Here is a 26570-nt window from a genome sequence, read left to right on the forward strand (position 1 = left end):
TTCCATGCCGCTCGCCCCCACCACGCCCGCCTCCCTGGTCGACCAGGCCATCGAGGGGATGCGTGCGCTGCTCGAGAGCGGTGAGTGGGAGGTCGGCACCCGGGTCCCGCCCGAGCCCGCGCTCGCCGCGGCCCTGGGTGTCAGCCGCAACACCGTCCGCGAGGCCGTCAAGGCGCTGGCCCACCTCGGGCTGCTGCAGGTCCGGCGCGGCGACGGCACCTATGTCGCCGCCACCACCGAGATGCAGGCGCTGATGCGCAAGCAGCTCGACCGGGTCGACATCGTCCACCTGCTAGAGGTCCGGCACGCGATCGAGGTCCGGGCGGCGGCGCTGGCCGCCGAACGTCGTACCGACGCCGATCTCGACGCGATGGACGCGATCATCGCGCGCCGCCGCGAGGCCGTGACGAGCGGCGACGGGCCGGGCTTCATCGACGCCGACGTCGACTTCCACTGCGCCGTCGTCGCGGCCGCCCACAACCCCCTGCTCGTCGAGCTGTACGACGGCCTGGTCGAGACCCTGCGCGCCAGCATCGAGCACCCCGGCTCCGCCGACGTCCTCGCCGACGAGCACGAGGCCGTGCTCGAGGCGGTCCGCGCGGGCGACCCGGCGCGCGCCGCGGCCGCGAGCGCCGACCTGCTCGACCACGTCGTGCCCTGAGGCCCGGCGACGCCCTCAGCGCCGGCCGAGCTGGCTGAGCTGGCCGCCCAGGATGGCGGCGAGGGCGAGCGCGAACCCGGCGAGCTGCAGCGGCCGCAGCGCCTCGCCGAGGACCAGCCAGCCGAGGGCGGCGGCCACCACCGGGGAGAGCAGGCCCAGCAGCGCGGTCGCGACGACCGGCAGCGAGCCGAGGCCGCGGAACCAGAGCAGGTACGCCGCCAGCCCGCCCACCGCGCCGAGCCACAGGTAGCCCCCGACCGCCGGGGCGTCGATCGCCGGCGCGGCACCCTCGACCAGGAAGGTGGTCGGCAGCAGGACCAGGCCGCCGGCGGTCAGCAGCCAGCTCACCAGCACCGGTGAGCTGACCCCCTCGGGCCGGCCCCAGCGCCTGGTTAGCACAACGCCGGCCGCCATCGACAGCGCGCCGCCCAGCCCGGCCAGCAGCCCGACCGGGTCGAGGCTCGCGTCGGGGCCGAGCACCACGAGCGCGACCCCGCCGACGCCCGCCAGCGCCCAGCCGACCCGTGCGGCCGTCGGGCGCTCGCCGAGGAGGGGGAGGGCCAGCGCGATCACGAGCAGCGGCTGGACGGCGCCCACCGTTGCCGCGACTCCTCCGGGCAGCCGCTCGGCGGAGAGGAACAGGAGCGGGAAGAAGGCGCCGATGTTGAGCGTGCCGAGCACCAGCGCGCGCCACCACCAGATGCCTTCGGGCAGCCGGCGGAAGATCGCCAGGAGGAGCAGCCCGGCCGGCAGGGCGCGGAGCAGGCCGGCGAACAGCGGGTGTCCGGCCGGGAGCAGCTCCGTGGTCACCAGGTAGGTCGTGCCCCAGACCGCCGGTGCCAGAGCGGTGAGGGTGGTGAGGCCGGCGGTGCGGGTGCTGGTGGGAGCCGCGGGTGCGAACCGGTCGAGCGTGGTGGTCATGCATCCAGGGTCAGCCCTCCACTATCAATGAGTCCAACACATGCTTTTCATCGAATTGATCGTGGATCAAGATGGATGGATGGAGCTGCAGCAGCTGAGGTACGTCATCGCCATCGCCGAGCACGGCAGCTTCACCCGCGCGGCGGAGTCCTGCTTCGTCGTCCAGTCCGCGCTCAGCCACCAGGTGGCCAAGCTGGAGCAGGAGCTGGGCGTCCGGCTGTTCCACCGCACCAGCCGCCGGGTCCGGCTCAGCGCCGCCGGAGAGGCGTTCGTGCCCGTGGCCCGGCAGTGCCTCGACGCCGCGGACCGGGCCCGGGCGGAGGCCGCCGCCGCGACCGGCGAGGTCCGGGGACCGCTGTCGATCGGCGTGATCCCGACGGTGGCCGCGGTCGACGTACCGGCCGCGCTGCGGGAGTTCCGGGAGCGCCATCCGCAGGTGCAGGTCCGGCTGACCAGCGGCAACAGCGACCTGCACGTGCAGCGGGTCGCCGACGGGGCGCTGGACCTGGCGTTCCTCGGCCTGCCCGACGGCTGGGAGGTCGGCGGCGTCGCCGGGCGACAGCTCGCCCGCGACCACCACCGCGCGGTCCTGGCGCCCGACCACCCGCTCGCCGGGCGCTCGCGGCTCACCCTGGCCCGGCTCGCCGGCGAGACCTTCGTCGACTTCCCGGCGGGCTCCACCGGCCGGCTGCAGACCGACGCCGCCTTCGCCGACGCCGGGCTGCGGCGCGAGGTGAGCTTCGAGACGACCGACATGCTGCTGATGGGGCGGCTGCTGCGCGCCGGGCTGGCGGTCGCGCTGCTCGCCTCGACCTTCGTCGAGCAGCTGCCGGGACTGGTCGCCGTCCCCGTCACCCGGGCACCGGTGCGCACCGAGCACGTCGTGTGGAGCCCGTTCGGGCCCTCGCCGGCCGCCGCGGTGTTCCTGGAGCAGATCGGCGTCACGGTCTGATCCTCAGGTGCCGCCCGGTCCCGCCGATGGACCGGCGTGTCCGTCGTCCGCGCGCTGCTCGCCGTCGCCCTGGTGGCGACGGCGTTGACCCTGCTGCCCGCGCCGGCGGCGCGCGCCGACAGTGCGCCGATCGAGGACTACGCGCCGTACGAGCCGCCCACCCGCTGCTCGCCGCACGACCGGGTCGGCACCCGCGCACTTGCGCGGTGGACCGTCCGCCGCTTCGGTGGCGCCTTCGGGGGGATCTCCCGGGCCTGCGGCTCCAGCCCGTCGGAGCACGACGAGGGGCGCGCGTTCGACTGGACGGTCGACGTGCGCCGGGCGGTGGACCGGCGTCGGGTCCGGCGGCTGCTCGCCGCGCTGTTCGCCCCCGACGCCGCCGGCAACCCGGCCGCCCTGGCCCGCCGGATGGGGGTGATGTACGTGCTGTGGGACGACACCACCTGGTCCTCCTGGCGCCGGTTCGCCCCGGCGCCGTACCTCAACGCCGCCTGCCCTTCGAAGCGTCAGTGCTCGCGCACCCTGCGGCACCGCGACCACGTGCACATCTCGCTCACCCGGGAGGGTGCGCGGGGTGAGCTGTCCTGGTACGCCGGGCGGCTGTAGGCCGGGAACGCGACGCACCCGGCATCCGGGTCGTCGGATCGGTGGATCCGCGACCGGACTGCCGGGTGCGACGAGGAGACGGTGCCCAGGACCGGCCCGGGCTCACTTCCCCCAGGCGGGGTTCCAGCCCTCGATGGCGTCGGCGGGCCGGGCGGCGGGGCCGGTGTAGATCGCCGAGGGGCGGATCAGGCGACCGGTCGTCTTCTGCTCCAGGATGTGGGCCGACCAGCCGCCGGTGCGGGCGCAGGTGAACATCGAGGTGAACATGTGGGCCGGGACCTCGGCGAAGTCGAGGACGATCGCGGCCCAGAACTCGACATTGGTCTCCAGCACGCGGTCGGGACGACGGGCGCGGAGCTCGGCGAGGGCCGCCTTCTCCAGCGCCTCGGCGACCTCGTAGCGAGGTGCGTCGAGCTCGCGGGCGGTACGCCGCAGCACCCGGGCGCGCGGGTCCTCGGCCCGGTAGACCCGGTGGCCGAAGCCCATCAGCCGCTCGCCGGAGTCGAGCAGGCCCTTGACGTAGGCGTCGGCGTCGCCGGACCGCTCGACCTCCTCGATCATGCCGAGCACCCGGGAGGGCGCGCCGCCGTGGAGCGGGCCGCTCATCGCGCCGATCGCGCCCGAGAAGGCGGCGGCCACGTCGGCGCCGGTGGAGGTGATCACCCGGGCGGTGAAGGTCGAGGCGTTCATGCCGTGCTCGGCCGCGGAGGACCAGTACGCGTCGATCGCGTGGGCGTGCTTCGGGTCCGCCTCGCCGCGCCAGCGGATGAGGAACTTCTCGGCGAGGGTCTTGCCCTCGTCGACCAGCCGCTGCGGTACGACGGGCAGGTGGAGGTCGCGGGCCGACTGGCCGGCGTACGACAGCACCATCACGGCGACCCGGGCCAGGTCGGCGCGGGCCTGCTCGTCGGTGATGTCGTAGGTCTGGCCGAAGCCGAAGGCCGGCGCGAGCATCGCGATCGCGGCCTGCACGTCGACGCGCACGTCGCCGGTGTGGACCGGGAGGCTGAACGCCTCGGCCGGCGGCAGGCCCGGGGTGAAGGCACCGTCGATCAGCAGGCCCCAGACGTTCTCGAAGGGGACCCGGCCGACCAGGTCCTCGATGTCGACACCGCGGTAGCGCAGCGCCGAGCCTTCCTTGTCGGGCTCCGCGATCTGGGTCTCGAAGGCGATCACGCCCTCCAGTCCGTGGTGTACCTCAGGCATCGGCGTACTCCTTCGTAGGACGGTGCGGACGCTCCGAGCCGGGCGGTCCGCGGGCCACCCGGCATTCTGCCCCACGCCCCTCCGGCCCCGGTCCCTAAGGTGGCCCCATGAGCACCCGACCCGACCTGGCCGCCCTGCGCCGGGAGTACGGCGAGCACGGGCTCGTCGAGGCCGACCTGCCCGCGGACCCGTGGACCCTGTGGCAGCTGTGGTTCGACGAGGTCGTCGCCGCCGGCGTCCACGAGCCCAATGCGATGGTGGTCGCGACCGTCGACGCCGACGGCTCGCCGTCGGCCCGGATGGTGCTGCTCAAGGGGGTCGCGACCGACGGTCCCGACGCCGGGTTCGCCTTCTTCACCAACACCGCGTCCCGCAAGGGTGCGGCGCTGGCGGCGGAGCCGCGCTGCGCGCTGCTGTTCCCGTGGCACCCGCTGGAGCGCCAGGTCCGGGTCGAGGGCACGGCATCCCCGCTGAGCGAAGCGGAGGTCGCGGCGTACTTCGCCTCCCGGCCGCGCGGCGCCCAGCTCGGCGCCTGGGCCTCACCCCAGTCGCAGGTCGTCGCGGGCCGGGCCGAGCTGGACGACAGGTACGCCGAGGCGGAGGAGCGCTTCGGCGACGTCGACGTGCCGGTGCCGCCGATGTGGGGCGGCTACCGGGTCCGGCCGGCGTCCTTCGAGTTCTGGCAGGGGCGGGCCGGGCGGATGCACGACCGGATCCGCTACGCCCGCACCACCGCCGGCTGGGAGCCGACCCGGCTGGCTCCCTGAGGCAGCCCGCTGTCGGAGGGCTGGTCGGCCTGCTCGACGGCGGCGTAGATCGCGGCGAGCAGGATCAGCACCGCCAGCACGGCAACGACGATCAGGGTCTCCCGGCGACCGGTGCCGGGGGTCGGCTCGCGGGTCGGCTCCGGCTCGGGTGCCGGCTCGGACGCGACGGCGGGGCGATGGACCGCGGAGCGCCGCCGTCGCCGCCGCCGGCTGCTGCGTCGGCGGTGGACCACGTGGTCGCCGAGGCCGGGCACCTCACCGGCGCCCTCGAGCGGCTCGAAGCGGGGGACGGCGTGCCCGGTCACCACGACCGGGTGCGGCGCCTCGTCCGCGGCGTCCCCGTCCGCGGCGTCCCCGTCCGCGGCGTCCCCGTCGTCGGCGGCCTCCGTCAGCGGGTCGAACCGCGGCACCTCGCGGGACGGGATGAGCAGCGAGCGGAACTCGGCGTGCTCGCGCGCTCGCTGGTCGGGGCGGGGCTCGGTGGGGTCGTCGGCTGCCACGGGGACATCCTCGCGGATCTCGGCGCCGTTCGGGTCGGGTGCCTGAGAACCCGCTATTCCGGGTTCTCGGGCACCCGACCCCGAGCGGCGCGGGAGAGCAGCCGGTCGCGCACCTCCGCGGCGATCGCCTCGACGGCGGGCCGGCGGGCGAGGTCGGCGGCGACGGCCCGCGCCCGGAGCCGGTACGACGGCTGGTCGAGCACCCGGCGCAGCGCGGCGGCCAGCGCGTCCGGGCGGTCCCGACGGCGCAGCCGCACCGCCACGCCGGCGTCGACCAGCCGGACCGCGTGGTCGAACTGGTCGTAGTCGACCGGCCACACCACGGCCGGCAGCCCGGCGGCGAGGGTGTGGCCGAGGACGCCGGCGCCGCCGTGGTGGACCACGGCGGCGAAGCGCGGCAGGTCGCGGGCGTAGTCGACGTAGTCGTGGACCACCACGCCCGGCGGGAGGTCGGGCACCGGGCCGGTGCCGCCCAGGCTGACGTGGACCTCGACGTCCGGCAGTGCGCGGGCGGCGGCGGCCGCCCAGGACACCAGGGTGGTCTTGTGCCAGGGCAGGTGGGTGCCCGCGGTGACCAGCACCGCCCGCCTCCCCGGCGCGAGCACCGGCGGCGGCGCCGCGGACGGCGGGGTGTGCAGCACCGGCCCGACGTACCGGACGGCGGTGGGCAGCGCCCGCGGGTACTCCATGACCTCGGGCGTCAGCGCGAAGACGCGCTCGGCGGAGTAGATGCTCTCCGAGCCGTCCGCGCGGTACTGCCGGGTGATGCCGACCTCGGCCAGGCGCACCCCGGCCAGGCGCGGCGCGAGCCGCTTGAACCCGCGCACCCAGGTCCGCCCGGCGGCGTCGCGGCCACGGCCGACGGCGGAGCGGCCGGGCCGCCAGCCGCCGAGGTACGCCGGCGGCCCGGCGCGCCCCTCGATCGCGCACGGCGAGGGGTGGGTGGTCCACCAGGGCACGCCGATCTCGTCGGCGGCGGTGCCGACGGCACCCATGGTGAAGTCGGCGATCACCAGGTCGGGGCGGCGCCCGGCCCAGGCGTGGAGCAGCTCGCGGCGGAAGTCGGCCTGCAGCGCGACGGCGGCCCGGAACTGCCGGAACAGCAGGCGTGGGCTGCTGCCGATCCGGTACGGCGGGTCGACCACCGTCTCGATCACCTCGTCGGCGCCGGCGAGCAGCGCGAGTCCGCTCACGCCGGAGGCGGCGATCGCGGGGAGGGCGGCGGCGGTGCTGATCACCCGCACCTCCAGGCCCGGCTCGGCGGCCAGCCGGGCGGCGATGCCCAGGATCGGGTGGAGGTGGCCGGCCATCGGCGGCGCCACCAGGTCGACCCGCCTCACGGCGCGGCCTCCAGCTCGGCCAGCAGCGAGCGACACAGCGTGGCCAGCTCGGGCGCGGCGAGATAGTCGAGGTGTCCGGCGTCCACCAGGACGTCGGCCGGCCACCAGCGCGCGAGGTGGTCGCTCCGGCTGCCCACCCGGATCACCCGGCAGTCGGGCGGCCGGGTCGCGACGGCGCCGTAGGCCACCACGACCAGCCGGTCCAGCACCGGTGCGGGCAACGAGAGCCGCCCCAGCAGGTCCAGTCCGATCGACCCGGCCAGCACCAGGGTCCGGTCCGCGGCGAGCAGCTGTCGGGTGACCGACGGCGTGACCCGGGCCGCCCACGACCGCCGGCGCAACCGGATCCGCCAGAACAGCACCAGGTGGCGCAGGCTGCCGAGCCACAGCGGCACCGGTCGGTACGGCGCCAGCCGGTCGTCGTACGGGAAGTTGAGCCGGACCTTGGCCGACTCGGGCACGGGCAGGTCGTCGAGGAAGGCGTGCTGGGCGGGGGAGAGCGCGCACGAGCGCGGATCGCTCTGCCCGGTGAGGTGGAGCACCTGGACGCTCATCGGACCGGTGTGAAGTCGTCGTCGGCGCGGACCCGGTAGGTGCGGGTGCGCCAGCGGATGGTGCGCTGCACGGCGCCGTGCCCGAGGTGCGCCGGCTGCGCCAGCTCGGACACCAGCGAGGCCAGCGGAGCGTGCAGCGAACGCCCGTAGACGCGGCGCTGCACGACCCGGAGCAGCAGCCAGCGCCCACCGAGGAGCGCGACGAGCGGGCCGGGCCGACGGGTGCGGACCGAGCCGGCGAGCACCGCCCAGAGCAGGTTCGGGTGGACGCCGTGCAGCACGCTGATCGCCGCGACGGTGCCGGGCGGCTGGCGGCGCAGCAGCAGGTCGGCGAACAGCATCCAGCGGTGCATCAGCCGCACGTAGTGGCCCGGCGACTCGACGGTCGTGGTGATCCACTGCGGCGACGCGGTCTGGCAGATCGTGCCGCCCGCGCGCCGGACCGCGCCCGCGACGGCCAGGTCGTCGGTCAGGTTGCGCAGGATGGGGGTGAACCCGCCGCTTGCGCGCAGGTCCGCGACCCGCATCGCCCAGCACATCCCGTTGATGGTGACCGGCGCCATCGGCAGGTAGGTCAGGGCCGCGTTGTTGTCGACGAACTGCTCGACCAGCCGGGCCCACGGCGTGCGTCCCGGCAGGTACGCCGGCAGCCCGGTCGCCAGCGTCGCCCGGTCGAGTCCCCCGAGGAGCGCGCCCAGGCTGGCGCGGGGCAGGCGGGTGTCGTCGTCGAGGACCAGGAACACCTCGTCGCCCGCGCAGTCGTCGAGCGCGGGCTGGAGCTTGGCCAGCTTGGGGTTGATCCCGTCGGGTGCCGGTCCGCAGAGGCGGACCTCCAGCCGGGGTGCGGGGCCGATCCGCTCGACGACGCGCTGCGCCTCGGCGTCGTCGGCGTCGACCAGCCACACGAACCGGGCGCCGGCGAGCGAGAGCAGGTTGTCGCGCAGCGCGTCCTCGAGGCCCGGGTCGCCGGACAGGATCGGCTGCACGACGACGACCCGTGCCACGGCCTCCTCCGGCGGCTCCACCGCTGGGGGAGCGGCCGCCGCCGCCCGCAGCGCTGCCACGCCCTTCCCGCCCTGCAGGGCCAGGTAGCCCGCCGCGGCGTACCACCGCCACCGGCTCACAGCTGCTCCCGCTGCCAGGCCACGAACTCCTCGACGCCCTGCGCCACCGACACCGCGGGTGGACCGAGGTCGCGGAGCATCTTGTCGGGGACGAAGGTCTTCGACCAGCTCAGCACCCCCACGCCGTACGGCGTGATCGGCGGCTCGCCCGGGAGGTGCAGCAGCCGCCAGGCCCGCTCCAGCACGGTCGCGACCCGCATCGCTGCCGTGAGGCCGACCTCGCGGGACGGCGGGTCGAAGCCGAGCCGCCCGATCACCTCGAGCAGCAGCGCCTGGATCTCCACCGGCTCGGCGTTGGTCAGGTGGTAGACGCCGCCCAGGTCGGGGCGCGCCGCCAGCTGGAGGAGATAGTCGGCGAGGTTGTCGACGTAGACCAGGTCGCCCACGGCGGGAGTGGCGCGCCCGGTGAGCCGCGGCACCCGGCCCGCCTTCGCGGCGGCGATGATCCGCGGGAAGAGCACCGTGTCGCCGGGGCCGAAGACCGCGCGGGGCCGGGCGATCACCCACGAACCCGCGTAGCCGCGGACGATCCGCTCGGAGTCGGCCTTGGTGCGGGCGTAGTCGTTGGCGAAGGTGTCGGGCAGCGGCGTCTCCTCGGTGAGGTCGAGCTGGTCGCCGTCGCGGTAGAGCACCGAGGAGGACGACACGTGCACCAGCCGCGGATTCCCCAGCGCCGCGCACCAGTCGAGCACGGTCCGGGTCGCGATCACGTTGTCGCGGTCGTAGTCGGCTCGCCTCGCGTACGGCGTCGCGCGGGCCGCGCAGTGGACCACCGCGTCGGGTCGCCAGGGGAGCGCGGGCAGCTCCTCGGACGGGGTCCGCCCGAGGTCGACGCTCAGGTAGTCCGGCCGGTCGAGCCGGCGCCGGCCGACCCCGACCACCTCGTGCCCGGCCGCGGTCGCCCGCTCCCACAGCCGTCCGCCCACGAACCCGGACGCACCGGTCACCAGCAGCCTCATGACACCTTCCTGATCCGTCGTCTCTTCGCGCCGGGCGCCTCGTCGGGCCACGCCATCGGCACCACCTCGGGAGGAGCCGCGCCCAACCGCGCGGCCAGCCGCCCGATCTCCGCGGCCACTCTCGCCGTCGTGCCTGACGAACCGGTCGTCGTCGCCAGCCGCCACTGTGGCCCGTGCTGCTCGATGCGGTAGTCGCCGAGCTCGCCCGCGAGGGCGACGGCATGGCGCAGCACGTCGGGATAGACCGGGACCGGGCCGAGCGTCAGCACGTCGTCGGCCCGCCCGAGCACCGCCGCGACCGAGCGCCCCGGCCGGCCGCACGGGCAGGGACCGGGCGCGGCGAGGAGGACGTCGTCGAGCCGGTGCCGGACGACGAACTGGGTGGTCCGGGTGAAGTCGGTGACGATCGGGTGGAAGCGCTGGTGGTCGAGCCACTCCGGCTCGATGTGGACATGCCCCTCGTTGAGGTGCAGCCGGCCGGCGGGGCAGCTGAGCGCGAGCAGGCCCTCGGTGGCCTGGTAGATCTGCTCGACCGGGCGCCCGAAGGCCGCCCCGACGAGGGTGGCGTCGTCGGGCTCGAGGGTCTCGGCGACCGAGATCACCTGGAGTGGCCGCAGCCCGGCCGGCCGGGCCTCGGCGATGCCGCGGAGCACGCTCGCCGGCGCCACCAGCACGTCGGTCCCGGGCAGCGCCGGCAGGTGGGTGGCCAGTGGTGCGGTCAGGTCGTGCCAGGAGAAGGCGACCCGGCGGCTGTCGAGCGTCTCGTAGAGGTTGCTGTTGGCGCGCAGGAAGAGCGCGATCCGCAGCGGCCGCCGGGCCAGGGTCCACAGCGACTCCGCCGACATCAGCTGACCCATCAGGATCCCTGCCCACAGGCGGCTCTCCGCCTCCGAGACCAGGAAGACTCCACGGGTCCCGGAGGTGCCCGACGACAGCCCGACCGTCACCCCGCCGGGCAGCCGGTCGGTGAAGGAGCGGGACCGCTCGGCCGCCTCGGCGACGGCCAGCGCGCGGTCCAGCGAGATGCCGTGCCGGTTGAACGCGGCGAAGTCGGCGAGCACCGTCCGCTTGTCGACGACCGGCAGCTCCGTCAGGGGCCGGCCCGCGAAGGGCGCGTAGAACCGGGCCTTCGGCAGCTCGACGCGCAGGAACCGGTCCAGCGCACGGGCCCGCGCGGCGTCGTACCGACGGGGGAGCAGCCAGCGCTCGCGGGCGAAGGCGGCGGCCACCGCCGCCGGGGAGCCGGCCATCAGCGACCGGCGGACCAGGCCGCGTGACCCTCGGGGCAGTGCGCCGGGAGGATCAGCAGGTCGTCATGGGTGGCGTCGAGCACGTGGAGCACGCCGAGGGTGCGCACCGCCGCGTCCCAGTCGTGCATGACCCCCTTGGCCAGCCGGGACGGCGGCTTGAGGTCGCGGAACGAGCGCGTGGTCCACGCGGCGTCGCCGACCAGCAGCACCTGCCGGCCGCCGGAGGTGAACAGCAGGCCGAGATGGCCGGGCAGGTGCCCGGGCAGGTCGACGGCGAGCAGGCTGCGGTCGCCGAGCAGGTCCCAGGTGCGCAGTCCGCCCACCTGGACGGCGGGGAAGGCGTCGACCGGGTCGAGCCGGTCGCGCAGGTCGGCGGGCAGCAGGGCCGGCAGGATCGCGTGGCGCACGGCGTTGATCCCGCGCAGGGACAGGGCGTGCTCGGCGCCCGCGGCGCCGGCGATGATCCGGGCCCGCGGATGGTCGAGCAGGCCGCCGACGTGGTCGCCGTGGAAGTGGGAGACGACGATCCGGCGCACCTCGGCCGGGTCGATGTCGAGCGCCGCGAGCTGGCGCGGCAGGTGCTCCTCGGGCCGCAGCGTCACCGGCAGCGTGGAGCGGTAGAGCAACTCGGGCAGCCGGCTGGTGGCGTCCAGGAAGTGCTGGGAGTAGCCGGTGTCGAACAGGGTCCAGCCGTGCGTCGGGTGGCGCAGCGCGCCGACGTACGACGGGAACTCGATGATCCGCAGCCGGCCGCCCTGGCGTGCCATCGCCTCGGGGCCCTTGCAGTGGCCCACGCGCAGCCAGTGGAAGTCGACCTCGGGCTGGTCGGTCAGTAGCACAGGACGACCCCGCCCAGGCTCAGTCCGGCGCCGGTGCCGAGCAGGAGCGCATGGTCGCCGCGGCGCAGCCGCCCGGACTCGATCGCGGCGTGCAGCGCCGACGGGAGCGAGGCCGCGACCTGGTTGCCGTGGTCGGTGTAGATGTCCACCAGTCGGTCCTCCTCGATCCCGAAGCGGTGCCGCAGCCAGGCCAGCGCGTGATGGCTCGCCTGGTGCGGTACGACGACCGGCAGGTCGGCCAGGTCGGTGCCGGCCGCGGCGAGCAGCCGGTCGACGAACGGCGGCAGGTGCTTGACCGCGAGCCGGAAGACCGCGCCGCCGTCCATCCGGAACCGGCCCCAGTCGGCGTACGCGCCGTCGACCCGGTCAGGGGCGAACCGCGAGCCGCCACCCCGGATCTCGCAGGTGTGCGCCCCCTCGCTGTGGGTGGCGAAGTCGGCGGCCAGGACGGCCGACCCGGTCTCGCCGGCGGGTCCGACGACCGCGGCGGCCGCGCCGTCGCCGAAGATCCCGGACGCGCCGAGGTCGGACCAGTCCAGGCCGACCGAGGCCAGGTCGCTGGACACGATGAGGATCCGCTCGTGGCGGCCCGCGTCGACCAGCGTGGCGGCGAGGTCGAGCGCCACCAGGAAGCTCAGGCAGCTCGCGTTGACGTCCCACGCCGCGATCGGTCGCTCCGGGGCCAGCTCCTCGTGGAGCAGCGCGGCATTGCACGGCAGCGGCTGGTCGGGCGTGGCGCTGGCGCCGATGATCACGTCGACGTCGGCGAGGCCCAGCCCGGCCGCCGCGAGGGCCTTGCGGGCCGCGCGGGCGCCCAGCTCGGCGGCGGAGCCCCGCTCGACGTACCTGACTCGGACGCCGGTGCGCGCCTCGACGGTGCCGGGCGCCAGACCGAGCCGCTCGTCCACCGCGGCGCTGGGGAGCGCCTCGTCGGGCCGCACGGCGCCGGTGCCGAGGATCCGCAGGGCGCGGGGGCCGAGAGCAGGCATGGCGACGAGGATAGTCAGCTGGGGCTGGGGGATCCGGGTGCGGATTCACCACGGGATGTAGGTGAGCACGCGCTTCTGTAGCGGAGTTCCACTACAGAAGCAGGCTTTCGCCTACATCCCGTGATGAATCCCCGCCCGCCGAGCCAGCGCACCCACCCCGCCACCGGGCTGCTCACCGCCCGGCGCGGTCGAGCGCCTCCTTGGTGAGCGTGCGACCGAGGTCGACCAGCTCGGCGGCCCGGTGGAAGTCGATGGTGCGGGCGGCGCTGAGCGGCACGGTGACCAGGACGTCGGGCGGGAGCGTGGCCAGGCGGTAGCGGGTGATCAGGCTCTGCATCGCGTCGAAGGACAGCGAGACGACCTCGGCGGTCCGCATGTCCGGCCGTACGTCGACCGCCTCGGCCGGCGGCGCCTCCGCGGGCGCCTCTGGTGCCGCGGTCTCGCCCAGCTCCTCCTCCCCGCGCCGGAACCTGCGCCGCAGGTCGGCCGCCCACTCGGCACGGCGCACCGAGAAGCCGCGGGCGGGCGAGGTCGGCTCGTGCGGCTCGCGGGGGCCCTGGAGGGAGACGGCGACGGTGAAGTCGGCGGTGGCGGCCGCGGTCGGCTCGAGCGGCAGCGGGTTGAGCAGGCCCCCGTCGACCAGCACCCGGCCGTCGACCACGGCCGGCGTGAACAGGCCCGGGATCGCGAAGGAGGCGCGCATCGCCGGGATGAGGGGGCCACGCTGGAACCACACCTCGCGGCGGGCGGCGAGGTCGGTGGCGACCGCGGTGAAGGGGATCGGCAGCGACTCGATGAGCACGTCGCCGACGATGTCGTCGAGGGCGGCCATCAGCTTCTCGGCGGTCGCCGCGCCGCCGCCGGCCCAGGTCGGGTCCGCCAGCAGGACCACGCGCCGCCCGGTGAGGGTCGAGGCCCAGGCGGCGAACTCGGCGTCCTTGCCGGCGGCGACCAGGCCACCGATGACCGCGCCCATCGACGTACCGGAGACCGCGACGATCTCGTGGCCGCGCTCGCGCAGCTCCTGGACCGCACCGAGGTGGGCGTAGCCGCGGGCGCCGCCCGAGCCGAGGACCAGTGCGACGCGTGCCATGCCTCCATTGTGGGTCGGGACCCGCGACATAGCCCGCGACGGGGCATGTCGTTGTGCTCACATGGGTCGCCTCGTGCTCGCGCTCTGCCTCGCCGTCGCCGGACTGGGGGCCTGGCCGCAGCCCGCCCGCGCCGACGGGCCGGCGCCGGTCGTGGTCGAGCAGCGGTTCACCACCTCCGACGGCGTGCAGCTGCAGACCACGCTCACCAGCACCGGCCCGGTCACCGCCAGGCCGACGGTGGTCGAGTTCTCGCCCTACGGCGACGGCAGCCAGACGCTCGAGGTCACGCCCGACTACAACTACCTGCTGGTCCAGATCCGCGGCACCGGCGACAGCGACGGCTCGTTCGACGCGCTCGGGCCGGCCAGCCAGCGCGACGTGGTCGAGGTGCTGCGTTGGGCGTGCGACCAGCCGTTCAGCGACGGCCGGCTGGCGCTCAACGGCTTCTCGGCGAGCGCGATCGTGCTCTACAACTCCTGGCACCAGCAGCTGCCGTGCGTGAAGGCCGCGATCATGAAGTCCGGCACCCACGAGCTGTACCGCGACCTGCTGGTGCCCGGCGGCATCCTGAACCTGGTCCCCGGAGCCGGCGTGATCGGCATGATCGGCGCGCCGGCGCTGCTCCAGGGCGTCGACCGGCTGCGGCGCGACCCGGCCTCCTCGCTCGACGTGGTCGGCGGGCTGTTCGCCAGCGGCACCGGCGTCCTCGCCCATCCCACCCTCGACTCCTGGTGGGCCGAGCGCGGCTGGCGGGGCGACGCCAACGACATCCCCGTCCTCATGGTCAACGGCTTCTACGACGTCGAGTCGCGGGGCGCCTTCCAGGCCTACCAGGCGCTGAAGGACGACGGTGCGCATCTGGTCATGGAGGGCGGGCACGACGGCGTCCCGGTCGGCAGCGACGGCGCCGTCGGCGAGGCGCACGCCTGGCTCGACCACTACGTGCGCGGCGTCGACAACGGGATCGAGGCCACGCCGCGGGTGAGCCTGCTGCTCGCGAAGGGCTCCCGGGCGGCCTACCTCGCCGGGGAGCACGTGCGCCGCGAGGCCGCCGACTGGCCGGTCCCCGGCACCACCTGGACCGACCTCGCGCTGGGCCCCGGCCGCGCGCTCACCCTCGACCCGCCGGCGGCGCCGCGTACGGCGTCGTACCTCACCGTGCCGTCGCTGCCGACCATGACCGACGTCCCGAACGCCGCGATCCTCGAGGCCGGCGGCGCCAGTGCGCTCACCGGGGCGCTGCCGCTGCTCGCGCAGACGAACCTCGCCGGCATCGACGGGGTCACCGGGCTGACCTACACGACCGACACGCTCACCGCCGACGTCGACCTCGCCGGTCCGCTCGCCCTCGACCTCGCGCTGGCCACCACCACGCCGGGCTCCGGCATCTGGGCGGTCCTCTCCGACGTCGCCCCCGACGGCACCTCGAACCCGCTCACCGTCGGCCGGCTCTCGACCAGCTTCCCCGGCCTGGTGCCCGGGCGGTCGCTGAGCGACGACCAGGGCCGGGTGGTCCAGCCGTACGGCGACTACACCCACCGCTCGCTCGCCCCGGTCGGCCAGTTCCGGCGCTACCAGGTCGAGCTGTGGCCGGTCGGCAACCGGTTCCGCGCCGGGCACCGGATCCGGATCCAGCTGGTCGGCACGTCGGCCGCCTCGCTGCCGAGCCTGCCCGGCCTGCACACGATCCGGCTCGGCGGGACCGGCGGCGCGGTCCTGCGAGTGCCCGTCCTGCCCGGAAGCGACCTGGGCGCCGCGCTGCGCTGAGCACCGTGACTCGCCCCGCGGCTCACCGCTCGATCCGCAGCACGGCCGAGTCCACCCGCGGTGGCGGGCGGAACGCTCCCCGCGGCACCGACCGCGCGAGCGTCAGCCGGTAGCGCCGGGCGTGGCGAGCGCGGGGTGGCTCCGTCACGAGCCGGCGCGCGGCCGAGACCTGCAGCACCAGGTCCGCCGACAGCAGCCGGTCGGTGCCGAGGAGCAGCCGGACCAGGGCCGTGGACAGCGCGTACGGCGGGCTGGCGACCACCCGGAACGGCCGGGAGGGCAGCCGGAGGTCCCGCAGGTCGCAGCGGACCACCCGGACGCCGCGCTCGGCGTACCGCTCCCGGAGGAGGGCGGCTCGGCCGGGGTGCAGCTCGACCGCGACCACCCGGGCCCCGGCGTCGAGCAGGGGTCCGATCAGGGCGCCGTGCCCGGCGCCGAGGTCGAGGACCAGGTCGCCCGCGGCCACCGGGCTCTCGGCGACCACCCGGCGCGCCCAGTCAGGACGAAGCGGATGCCAGCCCCAGTCCCGTCGCGTCCGCTGCCCGGACACGACGCACCATCACGAACACGCAGCTCATGCCCGCGAACCTACGGGGCCTCGGGTGCGCCCGCATCCTCTTTTCGGGCGGGGAAGGACACCGCGAAATCAAGTTGTGAGTGAGCACTCACTCATTTAGAGTGGCCGGCATGCCACCCCGTGCCGCCCCGCTCTCGCCCGAGGACCGTCGCGAGATGCTGATCCGGGCCACCCGACCGCTGCTCTACGAGCACGGCCGGGCCGTCACCACCCGGCTGATCGCCGAGGCGGCCGGGGTCGCGGAGGGCACCATCTTCCGGGTCTTCGACTCCAAGGACGACCTGGTCGACACCACCATCGCCCGCGCCTTCGAGCCGGGTGACGTCCTGCACCGTCTCGACGAGATCGACCCGGCGCTGCCGCTGCGGGAGCGGATGGTGGCGATGACGTCGATCCTCCAGCAGCGCTTCCTGGCGATCTTCGAGCTGATGCGCGCGCTCGGCGCGGTCGGCCCGCCGCGCCACCTCCACGACCGCCCCGAGATCGTCGCGGGCCTGGAGGAGGTACGCCGCCGGCTGCTCGCCCTGATCGAGCCCGACGCCGACCAGCTGACCCTGCCCCCCGAGCAGGTGCTGCACGTGTGGCGCCTGCTCACCTTCGCCGGCTCCCACCGGGAGATCGCCGACAACGACCTGCTCACCCCGACCCGGATCGTCGACACCGTGCTGCACGGCGTCGAGAGGAGGGACTCCTGATGCTCGCCCAGCTGCTGCGCAGCTACCTGCGCCCCTACAAGGGCTGGCTCTCGGCCATCGTCGTGCTCCAGTTCACCGGCACCGCCGCGATGCTCTACCTGCCCAGCCTCAACGCCGACATCATCGACCAGGGCGTGGCCCGGGGCGACACGGGCAAGGTCGTCGAGCTCGGCGCGATCATGCTCGGCGTCGCTCTCGTCCAGGCGGCCTGCTCGATGAGCTCGGCCTGGTTCGGCGGCCAGGCGGCGATGGCGTTCGGCCGCGACCTGCGCAAGGCCGTGTTCGGCCGGATCGGCAGCTTCTCGGCGCGCGAGGTCTCCACCTTCGGCGCCCCGTCGCTGATCACCCGGGCCACCAACGACGTCCAGCAGGTGCAGATGCTGGCGATGATGACCTGCCTGATGGCGGTGACCATCCCGATCATGATGGTCGGCGGCGTCATCATGGCGATGCGCGAGGACTTCGGCCTGTCCTGGCTGGTGGTCGCCGTCGTACCCGTGCTCTTCGTCTGCATCGGCGTCGTCGTCTCGCAGATGGTGCCGGCGTTCCGGCAGGTCCAGGAGCGGCTCGACGACGTCAACCGGGTGCTGCGCGAGCAGATCACCGGCATCCGCGTGGTCCGCGCCTTCGTCCGCGAGCCGCAGGAGGCGCGCCGCTTCGAGCGGTCCAACCAGGACCTCACCGCCGTGTCGCTGCGGGCCGGGCGCTGGATGGCGCTGATGTTCCCGCTCGTCATGGCCGTCTCGAACGTCGCGAGCGTCGGCGTGATCTGGTTCGGCGGCCACCGCGTCGACACCGGCCAGATGGAGGTGGGTGCGTTGACGGCCTTCCTGTCCTACCTGATGCAGATCCTGATGTCGGTGATGATGGGCACCTTCATGCTGATGATGATCCCGCGCGCCTCGGTCAGCGCGGAGCGGATCGGCGAGGTGCTCGACACCGACACCAGCGTGCTGCCGCCGACGCGCCCGGTCACCGAGGTCGGCGTCGCCGGCCACCTCGACCTCGAGGGCGTCGGCCTCACCTATCCGGGCGCCGAGGCGCCGGTGCTGCGCGACGTCACGTTCTCGGCCCGCCCGGGACAGACCGTCGCGGTGATCGGCTCCACCGGGGCCGGCAAGACGACGCTGGTCAACCTGGTGCCGCGGCTGCTCGACGCGACCGAGGGCGTGGTGCGCGTCGACGGCGTTGACGTCCGCGAGCTCGACCCCGAGCTGCTCTGGTCCCGGATCGGGCTGGTGCCCCAGCGCGCCTTCCTGTTCTCCGGCACGATCGCCTCCAACCTGCGCTACGGCCGCCCCGACGCCACCGACCAGGAGCTGTGGGCGGCGCTGGAGATCGCGCAGGGCGCCGACTTCGTGCGGGCGATGCCCGACCAGCTCGAGACCGCCGTCGCCCAGGGCGGTACGACGGTCTCCGGCGGCCAGCGGCAGCGTCTCGCCATCGCCCGGGCACTGGTCCGGCGACCCGAGATCTACCTCTTCGACGACGCCTTCTCCGCGCTGGACGTCGCCACCGACGCCCGGCTGCGGGCAGCACTGAAGCCGGTGACCCGCGACGCGACGGTCCTCATCGTCGCCCAGCGGATCGCCACCATCCGCGACGCCGACGTGATCCTGGTTCTCGAGGACGGCGAGGTCGTCGGCCAGGGCACCCACGACGAGCTGATGCGCGACAACCCGACGTACCAGGAGATCGCCGCCTCGCAGGGCATCAAGGGAGAGGAGGTCCTGGCATGAGCGAGAACCGCAAGAACGGCACCATGAAGCAGACCGAGCGGATCGTCCAGCAGGGCGGCCCGGGGCGCGGCCCGATGGGCGGCATGGTCGGCCAGAAGGCCGACGACTTCGGCGCCTCCGCGCGCCGGCTGCTGTCGCTGCTGCGCCCGGCCCGCGGCAAGGCGGTCGCCGTGCTGCTGCTCGGGATCGGCAGCGTCGCCTCCGTCGTGGCCGGCCCCTACCTGCTCGGCAAGGCCACCGACGCCGTCTTCACCGGCTTCATCGGCGGCCGGCTCGAGGGCCACACCCAGGCCGAGGCGGTCGCCCAGGCCGAGGCCAGCGGCAACAGCGGCCTCGCCGACTTCCTGCGTGGGCTCGAGGGCGTGGTCCCCGGCCAGGGGGTCGACTTCGACAAGGTGGGTCACCTGCTGCTGGTCACCCTGCTGATCTACGTCGGCGGCCAGATCCTCGGCTGGCTGCAGGGCTACCTGGTCAACGACGTGGTCCAGGCGACGGTCAAGCAGATGCGCACCGACGTGGAGGAGAAGATCCACCGGCTGCCGTTGGCCTACTTCGACAAGCAGCCGCGCGGCGAGCTGCTCAGCCGGGTCACCAACGACATCGACAACGTCGCCCAGAACCTCCAGCAGACCATGAGCCAGCTGCTCACCTCGCTGCTGATGGTCGTCGGCGTGCTCGGCGCGATGTTCTGGGTCTCGCCGCTGCTGGCGGTGATCGCGCTGGTCTCGGTCCCGATCGCGATGTTCGTGACCGGGCGGATCATGAAGCGCTCGCAGAGCCAGTTCATCAACCAGTGGCGCCAGACCGGCCGGCTCAACGCCCAGGTGGAGGAGTCCATCTCCGGCCACGCGCTGGTCACCGTCTTCGGCCGCCGCAAGGCCGTCGAGGACGAGTTCGACGCCGCCAACGAGGAGCTGTACCAGTCGTCGTACCGCGCGCAGTTCATCAGCGGCCTGGTGATGCCGCTGATGATGCTGGTCGGCAACCTCAACTACGTCGTCATCGCCGTCGTCGGTGGGCTCCGGGTCACCTCGGGCTCGCTGACCCTCGGTGAGGTGCAGGCGTTCATCCAGTACTCGCGCACCTTCACCCAGCCGATCACCCAGATCGCGTCGATGGCGAACCTGCTGCAGTCCGGCGTGGCCTCGGCCGAGCGGGTCTTCGAGCTGCTGGACGCCGACGAGGAGGTCGCGCCGTCCTCGCTGTCCGCCACGCCGCGGCGCGACGCCGCGACCCGCGGTGAGGTGCGCTTCGAGCACGTGTCCTTCTCCTACGACCCCGACGAGCCGCTCATCGAGGACCTCTCCCTGGTCGCCCAGCCCGGCCAGATGGTCGCCATCGTCGGGCCGACGGGTGCGGGCAAGACCACGCTGGTCAACCTGATCATGAGGTTCTACGAGCTCGACGGCGGGCAGATCCTGCTCGACGGGCGCGACATCGCCGCGATGGACCGCGCCGAGCTGCGCAGCCGGATCGGGATGGTGCTCCAGGACACCTGGCTGTTCGAGGGGACGATCCGCGACAACATCGCCTACGGGCGGCCCGACGCGACCGAGGAGGAGATCCGCGAGGCCGCCCGCGCGACGTACGTCGACCGGTTCGTGCACTCCCTGCCCGAGGGCTACGACACCAAGGTCGACGACGAGGGCTCCAACCTGTCGGCCGGCGAGCGGCAGCTGATCACCATCGCCCGGGCGTTCCTGGCCCAGCCGGCGCTGCTGATCCTCGACGAGGCCACCTCGTCGGTGGACACGCGCACCGAGCTGCTGCTCCAGCAGGCGATGGCCGCGCTGCGCACCGACCGCACGTCGTTCGTGATCGCGCACCGGCTCTCCACGATCCGCGACGCCGACCTGATCCTGGTCATGGAGCACGGCCGGATCGTCGAGCAGGGCTCGCACGCCGAGCTGCTGGAGCGCGAGGGGGCGTTCGCGCGGCTGCACGCCGCGCAGTTCGCGGCCGCGGCGGTGTGACCGGCGGGGCGGGTCAGCAGTCGAACTGGAAGTAGGCCGGCTCGCCGCCGGTCACCGCGATGGCGGCGATCGGGGTGTCCTCGGCGACGTCGGAGGCCGGGGCGTCGAGCAGGAACCCGAAGTAGGGCAGCCCGTCCTCCTCGCCCGGCGGATAGACCGAGGACTGGTCGAACCCGTCGTCCACCGGCTGGGTGAGCGTCGGGAAGGCGGCCAGCAGCTCGCCGTACGTCGAGCCCACCTGCAGGTCGCCGGTGGCGGTGACCGGCCCGGGTGCGGTCACCCACAGCTGGGTGATCGTGGCGTCCTCGTCGGTGAGCACCCGCAGGCCGGCGCCGTCGGGGTCGTCCTTCCAGTGGATCAGCTCGCCCTCGCAGATCGCCGCACCGTCGGCGAACAGGCCCGTCGCCGTCCACTCGTCGCGGTTCATCCCGACCCGGGCGTCGCCGATCGCGCCCGGCCGGATCACCAGGGCCGGGAGCGCGGTGCTGGGCGCCGGGGTTCGGGGTACGCCGGTCGGGGCGGTCGGCGTCGTGGTCGGCGTCGTGGTCGGCGTCGTGGTCGGCGTGGTCCGGCGCGTCGGAGTCGTGTCGAGCGGGGGATCGTCGGACGAGCAGCCGGTGAGCGCGAGCAGCAGGGCGACGGCGACGAGCAGCGGGCGGGCCATGTTGTGCACCTACCCGCCCGGCGCGGCCCCATGCCGTCAGCGGCGCAGCACCTTGCGGGCCAGCAGGTTCCCGCCGAGCTGGATCACCATCACGAAGGCGACGAGCACCAGGATCGAGGCCCACATCACGACGTCGTCGAACTGCCGGAACCCGAACCGCTGGGCGAACGAGCCCAGGCCGCCGCCCGCGACCACGCCCGCGATCGCGGTCATGTCGACGATCGCGACGAAGGCGAAGGTGTAGCCGAGGACCAGCGGACCGAGCGCCTCGGGCACCAGCACGCTGAACGTGATCCGGGCGCGACCGGCGCCCATCGCGCGCGCCGCCTCGATCACGCCGGGGTTCACGGTGACCAGGTTCTGCTCGACGATCCGGCTGATCCCGAAGGTGGCGGCGACGACGATCGCGAAGGTGGCGGCCGGCGTGCCGATGCCGGTGCCGACGACCACCCGGGCCAGGGGCTGCAGCGCGGCCACGAAGATGACGAAGGGGATCGGGCGGAAGAAGTTGACCGCGACGTTGAGCACGACCTGCAGCGGGCGGTTGGCGTACAGGCCGCCCTTGCGGGTGAGGTAGAGGCCCAGGCCGAGCGCGAGGCCGAGCAGGCCGCCGAGCAGCAGCGCGCTCGTGGCCATCACCAGGGTCTCGCCGGCCGCCTGCCAGAACTCCGGCTGCAGGTCGCCGAGGCGGGTGTCGATCGCGTACGTCGTCATCAGGCGACCTCCGTCCACTCGACGAGGGGCGCGACCTCGGCCAGGGCCCGGTCGACCGCGGAGGTGTCACCGGACAGGGCGAGGGTGAGGTTGCCGAAGGTGGTGCCCTGGACCTCCTCGATGCCGCCGTAGACCAGCTCGAACGCCACGTCGTGGCGCAGGAAGGTCGCGAACACCTCGGACTGGCGGACCTCCTGTCGGCGGAACGCCAGCCGCACGAACCGGCCGTCGTGGCGCTCGCGCAGCGCGGCGACGACGTCGGGCGCGGGCAGGTCGTCGACGACGGTGCCGACGAAGCGCCGGGTCACCGGGTGCTGGGGGTCGGCGAACAGGTCGACCGCGCGGCCCTGCTCGACGACCCTGCCGTCCTCCATCACCGCGACCCGGTGCGCGATGCGTCGTACGACGTCCATCTCGTGGGTGATCAGCAAGATGGTGATCCCGAGCTCGCGGTTGACCCGCGCCAGCAGGTCGAGCACGTCGCGGGTGGTGTCGGGGTCGAGGGCGCTGGTGGCCTCGTCGGCGAGCAGCAGGCGCGGCTCGGTGGCGAGTGCCCGGGCGATCCCGACCCGCTGCTTCTGGCCGCCCGACAGCTCGCTGATCCGGGCGTGCGCCTTGTCGGCGAGGCCGACGAAGTGGAGCAGCTCGGAGATCCGGCGCTGCTGCTCGCCGCGGGGGACGCCGGCGACCGTGAGCGGGAAGGCGAGATTGCCCCACACGGTGCGCGACTCCATCAGGTTGAACTGCTGGAACACCATGCCGATGCCGCGGCGCAGGTCGCGCAGGCCCCGCTCAGAGAGCGTGGTGACGTCGACGCCGTCGACGACCACGCTCCCCGAGGTGACCGGCTCGAGCGCGTTGACCAGCCGCACCAGCGTCGACTTGCCGGCGCCGGAGTAGCCGATGATCGCGAAGATCTCCCCGGGCTCGACCCGCAGGTCGACGCCGTCGACCGCGCGGTGCGCCGGGTCGCCCCGGCGGGCGCCGGGGAACTCCTTGACGACGCCGCGCAGCTCGACGAGCGGCTCGACCCGCGGCTCGGTCACTTCTGCTCGCGGATCTGGTTCTCGACGTCGTGCAGGCTCTGCTCGAGGTCGGCCTGGCTGATCGTGACGAACTCGGCGGTGCCGCCGGCCGCCTCGTCGACGCCGTCGAGCACGGCCTGGGTCTGCTGGTAGACCTCGACCAGCTTCTTCAGCGCCGGGTTGTCCTTGTCCTCGGCGCGCACGGCGAAGATGTTGACGTACGGGATCGCCTTCGGGTCGCTCGCGTCGTCGACGGCGATGGCGTCGTCGAACGTCAGCCCGGCGTCCTCGACGAAGTCGTTGTTGACGATCGCCGCGGCCACGTCGGGCAGCGAGGTCGGCGTGAGGTCGGCCTGGAGCGCCTTCACCTTGACCCGCGAGGCGGACTCGTCGACGTCGGCGACGGTCGAGAAGATCGAGCCGCCGTCCTTGAGCGTGATCAGGCCGGCCGACTGCAGCACCAGCAGGCCGCGGGCCTGGTTGGAGTCGTCGTCGGGGACGACGACCGTCGCGCCGTCGGGGATGTCGGCGACGTCGTCGTACTTCTGGGAGTAGAGGCCGAGCGGGTAGATCGCGGTCGCGCCCAGCGGCACCAGGTCGTCGTCGTTGGCGACGTTGTACTCGGCCAGGTAGACGATGTGCTGGAACTGGTTGGCGTCCAGCTCGCCCTCGGCCAGCGCCGGGTTCGGCAGCGGGTACTCCGCGAAGTCGCGGATCTCCAGCTCGATGCCGGCGTCCTTCGCGGCCTGTTCGAAGGTCTTCCAGTACGGGTCGCTGGCGCCGACGGTCCCGAGCACCACCTTGACCGGGTCACTCTCCGACAGCTCGGTGCTGCTGTCACTGCCCGTCGCGCGACGGGTGTCGTCGCCGTCGCGGGTCAGGAAGAAGATCGCCGCCGCGATGACGGCGAGCACGGCCACGGCCGCACCGATCACCAGCGGTAGCCGGGACTTCGGGGCCTCGATGAGGGGAGTCTGGTCGGACATGCCTGGCGTAATGCCACCAAACCGCTCGACATTCCCGGACGGGGGCGTTGTCTCGGTCACAGGGCGTCGGGAGAAATGCGTTGTCCGGAGCGGATCGGCGACCTACCGTAGGGGCACACGGGAAAGGAGGTGGTCCGAAGAATGAGTTCTTCCAGGACGCGTGAGGTGGCTGCCCGCTAGCAGCCCATGCAGTTCCGACGGGCTGCGCGCGAAACCAACGCAGCCACCCGACCCGCAGGTGAAACCGGGATCGTCCCCCGGCCCGGTCCGAGGACCGCACCTGCGGGTCGCTGCATTTTTCGGGCCGCGGCACCCGCGCATCTGACGAACGGGCTGTGAGCGAGGCGGAATCGCAGCCGATTCGTCAGATGCGCGCGAGAACTGTCTCCCGCGTCACAGAAAGTTGCCGTCGTCAACCATCCCGCATATGGTTGATCTACGACAACCATTCGGGTGATGACGAGAAGAGATGACGACTCGATGACCAACGCTCCGTCGGCTACCGCCGAACCGGGCCAGATGAGCCACCGCGAGATCATGGAGGCCCTGACCGGGCTCCTGCTCGCGATGTTCGTGGCGATGCTCTCCAGCACCGTGGTGAGCAACGCGCTCCCCGCGATCGTGACCGACCTCCACGGCAGCCAGACCGGCTACACGTGGGTCGTGGTCGCGACCCTGCTGACCATGACGGCGACCACCCCGATCTGGGGCAAGCTCGCCGACCTGTTCAGCAAGAAGCTCCTCGTCCAGGTCGCCCTGGTGATCTTCTCGGCCGGCTCGGTCGTCGCCGCGGTGGCGCCCAGCATGGGCGTGCTGATCGGCGCCCGCGCGTTCCAGGGCCTGGGCGTCGGCGGCCTGACCGCCCTGGTCCAGGTCGTCATCGCCTCGATGGTCTCCCCGCGTGAGCGTGGCCGCTACAGCGGCTACATCGGCGCGGTCTTCGCGACCGCGACGGTCAGCGGCCCGCTGCTCGGTGGACTGATCGTCGACAGCCCGATGGGCTGGCGCGGCTGCTTCATCGTCGGCATCCCGATCGCCGCGATCGCCTTCGTCGTGCTGCAGAAGACCCTGCACCTGCCGACCATCAAGCGCGACGTCAAGATCGACTACCTCGGCGCCACCCTGATCATGGCGGGCATCAGCCTGATCCTGGTCTGGGTCAGCCTCGCCGGCACGAACTTCGACTGGATCTCCGCTACGTCGGCCGCGCTGGTCGTCGGCAGCCTGGTCCTGATCGGCGGCGCGCTGTGGGTCGAGGCGAAGGTCGCCACCGAGCCGGTGATCCCGCTGCGGCTGTTCCGCGACCGCACCACCGCGCTGGCCACCGCCGCCTCGGTGATGATCGGCGTCGCGATGTTCGGCGCGACCGTCTACCTCAGCCAGTACTTCCAGCTCGCCCGCGGCATGAGCCCCACCGAGGCCGGCCTGATGTCGGTCTGCATGGTCGGCGGCCTGCTCGTCTCGAGCATCATCAGCGGCCGGATCATCACCCAGACCGGGCTGTGGAAGCGGTGGCTGGTCGGCGGCATGCTGTTCGTCATCGCCGGCATCGGCCTGCTCGGCACCATCGACGCCACCACGCCCCTGGTGGTCGTGGGCGGCTACATGGCGCTGGTCGGCATCGGCCTCGGCGCGACCATGCAGAACCTGGTCCTCTCGGTGCAGAACAACGTCGCCGTCGAGGACCTCGGCGCGGCCAGCTCGGTCGTCGCGATGTTCCGCTCGATCGGTGGCTCCGCCGGTGTCGCGGCCCTCGGCGCGGTGCTGGCCCACCAGGTCACCGGTGGCGTCAAGAGCGGCATCGAGGCCCTCGTCCGGGCCGGCAAGATCAGCCAGGAGCAGCTCGCCGCGATGCAGCACTCCACCGGCGACATCCCCAAGCTGGCCGACCTGCCCGCCCCGATCCGCTCGCTCTACGAGGCCTCGTTCGGTGAGGCCGTCGGCCACCTGTTCCTGGTCGCCGTCCCGTTCGCGATCGCCGCCTTCCTCTGCATCCTGTTCATCAAGGAGGTCCCGCTGCGCACGTCCACCGGCCCCAGCGTCGCCGAGACCGAGGTCGAGGCCGCCCTGGTGGCGTCCGGCGAGCCGGCCGACTACCCGGCGTACGACGTCGAGGGTGCCGCGGTCCGGGAGGGCGAGCGGCGATGACCGCCACGCTCACCCGTGGCGACGCGCTCAAGGACCTCGAGGCCGAGGTCGGCGTGCTCATCCGGCGGGTACGCCGGGTGATCGGCGAGCGGGCCCGGGCGGTGCACCCGGACCTGCTGCCGGCGTCGTACCTGATGCTCAGCTATGTGCTGGAGAACGGGCCGCTGCGGGCCTCGGCGATGTGCGCGGTGTTCGACATCGACAAGGGCGCGATCAGCCGCCAGGTGCAGCACCTGATCGACCTCGGCCTGGTCGACCGGGCGCCCGACCCGGAGGACGGCCGGGCGACCCTGCTCAGCGTGAGCGAGGAGGGCGCGCGCCGAATGGAGGCGGTCGCCGCCGAGCGGCGCGAGCAGCTCGCCGAGCGGCTCGGCGACTGGAATGTCGCCGAGCTCCAGGAGTTCGCGGTCTCCCTGCGGCGCTACAACGACGCGCTCGGGATCCCGTCGGACCGCTGAGCGTTCTGGCCCCTTGCGATAGTCCCTGCTCAAAAGCACCGAGAACCGGTGTCGAACGGTGC

At 73.6% G+C, this 26570-nt stretch carries 26 protein-coding genes; 10 read left to right on the forward strand and 16 right to left on the reverse strand.

Features of this window, described 5'->3' with window-relative positions:
- Positions 1–4 precede the first annotated feature (4 nt).
- Positions 5–661 (forward strand): FadR/GntR family transcriptional regulator, encoded by a 657-nt coding sequence (locus JOD66_RS17110; RefSeq protein ID WP_204838046.1) that lies wholly within the window; start codon positions 5–7, stop codon positions 659–661.
- A 15-nt stretch (positions 662–676) separates the two neighbouring features.
- Here JOD66_RS17110 and JOD66_RS17115 read toward each other — a convergent pair whose 3' ends face one another.
- A complete protein-coding gene (locus tag JOD66_RS17115) occupies positions 677–1582 on the reverse strand; it encodes an EamA family transporter (protein ID WP_204838047.1) in 906 nt (301 codons plus the stop codon).
- A 79-nt stretch (positions 1583–1661) separates the two neighbouring features.
- On the opposite strand from JOD66_RS17115, the gene JOD66_RS17120 reads away from it, so the two are divergent.
- Together JOD66_RS17120 and JOD66_RS17125 are read left to right on the forward strand one after the other, a co-directional pair.
- Entirely contained in the window at positions 1662–2534 is an 873-nt protein-coding gene (locus JOD66_RS17120; protein ID WP_239545280.1) for a LysR family transcriptional regulator, read from the forward strand.
- 36 nt (positions 2535–2570) lie between these two features.
- The gene (locus tag JOD66_RS17125) at positions 2571–3140 is read left to right on the forward strand and encodes a VldE C-terminal domain-containing protein (protein ID WP_204838049.1); all 570 of its coding nucleotides are present in this window, start codon (positions 2571–2573) and stop codon (positions 3138–3140) included.
- Positions 3141–3242: 102 nt separating this feature from the next.
- On the opposite strand, the gene JOD66_RS17130 is transcribed toward JOD66_RS17125, so the two are convergent.
- A complete protein-coding gene (locus JOD66_RS17130; RefSeq protein ID WP_204838050.1) occupies positions 3243–4346 on the reverse strand; it encodes a citrate synthase 2 in 1104 nt (367 codons plus the stop codon).
- A gap of 107 nt (positions 4347–4453) precedes the next feature.
- Between JOD66_RS17130 and pdxH the strand changes: the two genes are divergently transcribed.
- Positions 4454–5113: a pyridoxamine 5'-phosphate oxidase gene (gene pdxH, locus JOD66_RS17135; protein ID WP_204838051.1), complete on the forward strand. Its 660-nt coding sequence runs from the start codon at positions 4454–4456 to the stop codon at positions 5111–5113.
- Here pdxH and JOD66_RS17140 read toward each other — a convergent pair.
- From JOD66_RS17140 to JOD66_RS17180, 9 genes are all read right to left on the reverse strand, one after another.
- Complete coding sequence (locus JOD66_RS17140) at positions 5065–5613, reverse strand: hypothetical protein (RefSeq protein ID WP_204838052.1); 549 nt, start codon at positions 5611–5613, stop codon at positions 5065–5067. The two genes, pdxH and JOD66_RS17140, sit on opposite strands and share 49 nt — an antisense overlap.
- A 53-nt stretch (positions 5614–5666) precedes the next feature.
- Entirely contained in the window at positions 5667–6953 is a 1287-nt protein-coding gene (locus JOD66_RS29555; protein WP_204838053.1) for a nucleotide disphospho-sugar-binding domain-containing protein, read from the reverse strand.
- Positions 6950–7507 carry a hypothetical protein gene (locus JOD66_RS17150; RefSeq protein ID WP_204838054.1) on the reverse strand — a complete coding sequence of 186 codons (558 nt, stop codon included), beginning with the start codon at positions 7505–7507 and terminating at the stop codon, positions 6950–6952. Before JOD66_RS17150 ends, JOD66_RS29555 begins: the two co-directional genes overlap by 4 nt.
- Positions 7504–8631, reverse strand: coding sequence for a glycosyltransferase (locus JOD66_RS17155; RefSeq protein ID WP_204838055.1), 1128 nt, complete (start codon positions 8629–8631; stop codon positions 7504–7506). Before JOD66_RS17155 ends, JOD66_RS17150 begins: the two co-directional genes overlap by 4 nt.
- The gene (locus JOD66_RS17160) at positions 8628–9590 is read right to left on the reverse strand and encodes an NAD-dependent epimerase/dehydratase family protein (RefSeq protein WP_204838056.1); all 963 of its coding nucleotides are present in this window, start codon (positions 9588–9590) and stop codon (positions 8628–8630) included. The genes JOD66_RS17155 and JOD66_RS17160 overlap by 4 nt, the downstream gene beginning before the upstream one ends.
- Positions 9587–10840, reverse strand: a complete 1254-nt coding sequence (locus JOD66_RS17165) for a F390 synthetase-related protein (RefSeq protein ID WP_204838057.1) — start codon at positions 10838–10840, stop codon at positions 9587–9589. Before JOD66_RS17165 ends, JOD66_RS17160 begins: the two co-directional genes overlap by 4 nt.
- Positions 10840–11679 (reverse strand): MBL fold metallo-hydrolase, encoded by an 840-nt coding sequence (locus tag JOD66_RS17170; RefSeq protein WP_204838058.1) that lies wholly within the window; start codon positions 11677–11679, stop codon positions 10840–10842. Before JOD66_RS17170 ends, JOD66_RS17165 begins: the two co-directional genes overlap by 1 nt.
- On the reverse strand, positions 11670–12668 hold the full coding sequence (locus JOD66_RS17175; protein WP_204838059.1) for a 3-oxoacyl-[acyl-carrier-protein] synthase III C-terminal domain-containing protein: 999 nt from the start codon (positions 12666–12668) through the stop codon (positions 11670–11672). The genes JOD66_RS17170 and JOD66_RS17175 overlap by 10 nt, the downstream gene beginning before the upstream one ends.
- A gap of 172 nt (positions 12669–12840) precedes the next feature.
- On the reverse strand, positions 12841–13761 hold the full coding sequence (locus JOD66_RS17180) for a patatin-like phospholipase family protein (protein ID WP_204838060.1): 921 nt from the start codon (positions 13759–13761) through the stop codon (positions 12841–12843).
- A 61-nt stretch (positions 13762–13822) separates the two neighbouring features.
- Between JOD66_RS17180 and JOD66_RS17185 the strand changes: the two genes are divergently transcribed.
- On the forward strand, positions 13823–15529 hold the full coding sequence (locus tag JOD66_RS17185) for a CocE/NonD family hydrolase (protein WP_204838061.1): 1707 nt from the start codon (positions 13823–13825) through the stop codon (positions 15527–15529).
- Positions 15530–15551: 22 nt separating this feature from the next.
- Here JOD66_RS17185 and JOD66_RS17190 read toward each other — a convergent pair whose 3' ends face one another.
- Positions 15552–16079, reverse strand: a complete 528-nt coding sequence (locus tag JOD66_RS17190; RefSeq protein ID WP_204838062.1) for an rRNA adenine N-6-methyltransferase family protein — start codon at positions 16077–16079, stop codon at positions 15552–15554.
- A gap of 137 nt (positions 16080–16216) precedes the next feature.
- Here JOD66_RS17190 and JOD66_RS17195 point away from each other — a divergent pair, with 137 nt between their 5' ends.
- From JOD66_RS17195 to JOD66_RS17205, 3 genes are read left to right on the forward strand one after another with little or no spacing between them, the layout of a single operon-like run.
- Positions 16217–16801 carry a TetR/AcrR family transcriptional regulator gene (locus JOD66_RS17195; RefSeq protein WP_204838063.1) on the forward strand — a complete coding sequence of 195 codons (585 nt, stop codon included), beginning with the start codon at positions 16217–16219 and terminating at the stop codon, positions 16799–16801.
- Entirely contained in the window at positions 16801–18540 is a 1740-nt protein-coding gene (locus JOD66_RS17200; RefSeq protein ID WP_204838064.1) for an ABC transporter ATP-binding protein, read from the forward strand. The genes JOD66_RS17195 and JOD66_RS17200 overlap by 1 nt, the downstream gene beginning before the upstream one ends.
- Positions 18537–20513 (forward strand): ABC transporter ATP-binding protein, encoded by a 1977-nt coding sequence (locus JOD66_RS17205; RefSeq protein ID WP_275579827.1) that lies wholly within the window; start codon positions 18537–18539, stop codon positions 20511–20513. The genes JOD66_RS17200 and JOD66_RS17205 overlap by 4 nt, the downstream gene beginning before the upstream one ends.
- Before the next feature lie 13 nt (positions 20514–20526).
- On the opposite strand, the gene JOD66_RS17210 is transcribed toward JOD66_RS17205, so the two are convergent.
- The 4 genes from JOD66_RS17210 to JOD66_RS17225 are packed head-to-tail and all read right to left on the reverse strand — an operon-like array spanning position 20527 to position 23902.
- Complete coding sequence (locus JOD66_RS17210) at positions 20527–21177, reverse strand: hypothetical protein (protein ID WP_204838065.1); 651 nt, start codon at positions 21175–21177, stop codon at positions 20527–20529.
- Positions 21178–21213: 36 nt separating this feature from the next.
- A complete protein-coding gene (locus JOD66_RS17215; RefSeq protein WP_204838066.1) occupies positions 21214–21891 on the reverse strand; it encodes a methionine ABC transporter permease in 678 nt (225 codons plus the stop codon).
- Positions 21891–22937: a methionine ABC transporter ATP-binding protein gene (locus tag JOD66_RS17220; protein WP_204838067.1), complete on the reverse strand. Its 1047-nt coding sequence runs from the start codon at positions 22935–22937 to the stop codon at positions 21891–21893. The genes JOD66_RS17215 and JOD66_RS17220 overlap by 1 nt, the downstream gene beginning before the upstream one ends.
- Positions 22934–23902 carry a MetQ/NlpA family ABC transporter substrate-binding protein gene (locus JOD66_RS17225; protein WP_204838068.1) on the reverse strand — a complete coding sequence of 323 codons (969 nt, stop codon included), beginning with the start codon at positions 23900–23902 and terminating at the stop codon, positions 22934–22936. The genes JOD66_RS17220 and JOD66_RS17225 overlap by 4 nt, the downstream gene beginning before the upstream one ends.
- A gap of 480 nt (positions 23903–24382) precedes the next feature.
- On the opposite strand from JOD66_RS17225, the gene JOD66_RS17230 reads away from it, so the two are divergent.
- Positions 24383–26050, forward strand: a complete 1668-nt coding sequence (locus tag JOD66_RS17230; RefSeq protein ID WP_239545282.1) for an MDR family MFS transporter — start codon at positions 24383–24385, stop codon at positions 26048–26050.
- Positions 26047–26508, forward strand: coding sequence for a MarR family winged helix-turn-helix transcriptional regulator (locus JOD66_RS17235; protein ID WP_204838069.1), 462 nt, complete (start codon positions 26047–26049; stop codon positions 26506–26508). Before JOD66_RS17230 ends, JOD66_RS17235 begins: the two co-directional genes overlap by 4 nt.
- The last annotated feature ends 62 nt before the right edge of the window (positions 26509–26570 follow it).

The sequence above is a fragment of the Nocardioides nitrophenolicus genome, assembly GCF_016907515.1.
Taxonomy (GTDB): Bacteria; Actinomycetota; Actinomycetes; order Propionibacteriales; family Nocardioidaceae; genus Nocardioides; species Nocardioides nitrophenolicus.